Source organism: Mesorhizobium sp. WSM4829 (assembly GCF_055811475.1).
Window position 1 is genome coordinate 1 of sequence record NZ_JBVVQJ010000098.1, and the last position, 2,465, is coordinate 2,465.

General features: G+C 58.4%; 2 protein-coding genes and 2 pseudogenes. 2 read left to right on the forward strand and 2 right to left on the reverse strand.

All coding sequences use genetic code 11. The features are described from left to right. The coding region (locus AC0L17_RS34275) for an insulinase family protein (protein WP_473518960.1) at window positions 1-194 on the reverse strand (194 nt) is incomplete at its 3' end. Between the two features lie 556 nt (window positions 195-750). Here AC0L17_RS34275 and AC0L17_RS34280 point away from each other — a divergent pair. After that, window positions 751-1,456 (forward strand): annotated as a pseudogene (locus AC0L17_RS34280) (IS6 family transposase). Window positions 1,457-1,497: 41 nt separating this feature from the next. On the opposite strand, the gene AC0L17_RS34285 reads toward AC0L17_RS34280, so the two are convergent. After that, the gene (locus AC0L17_RS34285) at window positions 1,498-2,019 is read right to left on the reverse strand and encodes a hypothetical protein (protein ID WP_473518961.1); all 522 of its coding nucleotides are present in this window, start codon (window positions 2,017-2,019) and stop codon (window positions 1,498-1,500) included. Between the two features lie 262 nt (window positions 2,020-2,281). On the opposite strand from AC0L17_RS34285, the pseudogene AC0L17_RS34290 reads away from it, so the two are divergent. Continuing rightward, window positions 2,282-2,386, forward strand: a pseudogene (locus tag AC0L17_RS34290) (IS110 family transposase); the annotation flags it as partial. Between the last annotated feature and the right edge of the window lie 79 nt (window positions 2,387-2,465).

The following is a 2,465-nucleotide window of genomic DNA, read 5'->3' on the forward strand; positions in this document are numbered from 1 at the left end:
AGATGCTCGAAGAAATGGGCGATGCCGGACTTGCCCGGCGGCTCATCGGCGCTGCCGATCTTGTACCACACCATATGGGTGACGATCGGCGCGCGGTGATCGGGGATGACGACGACCTCCATGCCGTTGTCGAGCAGGAAATTTGTCGCCTTGATGTCATCGGTGGCCGCCAGAACCGGAGCGGCGGTGGTCACAAACGACAGCGCGGTCGCAAAAAGTGTCCCGCGCAGCCAGCCAGACCGAAGATTTATCGATGGCTTCGGATGTGATGACCGGGCGATGGGCAAGGTTCCAGGTGAAGTGAGTTGTCCCTCATTTTGAAGGTGCTGCTTCCTCGTCGCCCTCACTGGGAGAAAGTGGATCGGTGGGCAGCGCCGGGCCAGATGAGCCCTCAGCATGCTGCCAAGCCCGACTCGAGCGTTATCTTTGAGTGCGTCGTGGAAAGGTGGGGCGGCATTTTTTGGTGGGGGATCATGGGACGACTCTCCTGGCCTCGTATGTGTTTGCGATGACCACGCACGCACCGTGCCAAATGAGAAAACCGTTTCGGCAATGTGATTAATCGGACTCTGTGTGTTGCGTATCCGACATTGTCGGACAAGCCCCTGTCCCAGAAGCGCTTCGCCTGCTCGTCACGGATCTGGCCGGCAAGATCGATCGACTGGAGTCAAGAGGTCGAGCGGCTGCGCCTCAACAACAGCGGTACTGTCAAGTTTGGCCGAGGCGGCGATCTGTGGCACCGTCTTGCTCATGAGCACGACGTCCGATACCTACCGGGGCTTCCGCTATCCGGCCGAGATCATCAATCAGGCCGTCTGGTTGCATCACTGCTTCAGCCTGAGCCTGCGTGACATTGATCTGATTCTTGCCGGGCGAGGTGTCGTGGTCAGCTACGAGACTGTCCGTGAATGAGCCTGCGCGGGCGCGCCTATGCCAAGACGCTGAAGCGGAGGCGGCCGCACCCGGAGACAAATGGTTTTTGGATGAAGTGTTCGTTCGCATCCGAGGCAAACTGCATTATCTCTGGCGAGCCGTTGATCAGCATGGCAACGTGCTCGACGTCTTGGTCCAGAGTCGCCGTAACACCAAGGCGGCCAAGCGCTTCTATCGCAAGCTGCTGAAGGGTTTGTGCTACGCGGCCAGAGTGATCGTGACAGATAAACTCGGGTCCTTTGGTGCCGCGAAACGTGGGATCCTGCCGGGCGTGGAACATCGGCAGAGCCGGTATCTCAACAATCGCTGTGAGGTCTCGCACCAACCGACCCGACGGCGGGAACGCCACATGAGGCGGTTCAAATCAGCCGGACATGCGCGGCAGTTCCTCGCCACTCACACTCCGATCCACAACCACTTCCAGCTCTGCCGTCATCGTCTCTCAGCCAGTGAGTACCGAGCTGCTCGTGATCGCGCCTTCCTCACCTGGCGGGATGCGACAGGTGTTGCCCTCGTGGGCTGATGTGTACTCGCTTGACGGCTGCGCATCTTGCGATCTGTGAACTAGTTTAATGAGGACTTGCCTTTGTAAAACCAGCTCGCCGGGTAAACTACGCTGGCGTTGTCGACGGAGTTCGCGCCAAAATCGTCCCTGTAGTACCCCACCGTATGAAAGATGAAGGCATCGCGTTCGGTATCGACGAGAGCGACGATGTGCGGCTTCCACCCTAACCTCGGGTCGAAGCCGCACGTCGGATCCTGGAAACGTGAGTCAACGCCCGCGGTCAGGTAATCCTTGCTGCCTCCATAGAGGACTTTTTCGCCGAATCCGCAGAGCTTGTCATTGTCCTCCCCAAAAACATGCGGTTTGTCGCGTTTTCTGTCACCGGAGAGTTCGTCCCATGCCTTACCGCCGTAGGATTGGTGATCGCCCTCGCGGGCCAAAGATCGATAGTCGCCTCGACAAGCGTCGATTCTGTCACTGCCATTAGGACCCAAGCTCGCATCGTGCCGCTCGTCGTCGATTGCTTCGGGAGTTGGTTGACCTCTAAAAAACTGTTTTAGCTGCAGGATAAACTTTCTCATCGCAATCTCGACGAAGCCCCTTCGTATACCGCTCGTCGAGTCATTGCGGTAATCGTTTGCCGTTATGAATGCATGTACGGGATGGATGTCTTCACGTGCTCTTCGCCTTGCTGCCTTAGCAGTGGCGGCGGGACTGCGGCGGCCCGCAGTCCTAGCGACATTCGACACGCGAAACCGCTGGACGAGGATGTTGGCGATAACAGTTCTTATGGAGAACGAATCAAGCAGCTGAGCTGCCGCGCAGGACTGCCAGCTTGTAGCCAAAGGGCCGTTGGGCCGATGCGGTTACCAACTGGCCAGCACGGCTCTCTACGAGGCGGCTTATTCGCTGCTCGTGCTCAGCAAGAAATGGTCGGGCCTCAGAGCGTGTCTTCGGCAAGCGCGTCATTCCACTGGTGCGCGAACTGGAAGAGGCTCGCGACAGGGAGCTTGTCGCCGCGGAATAG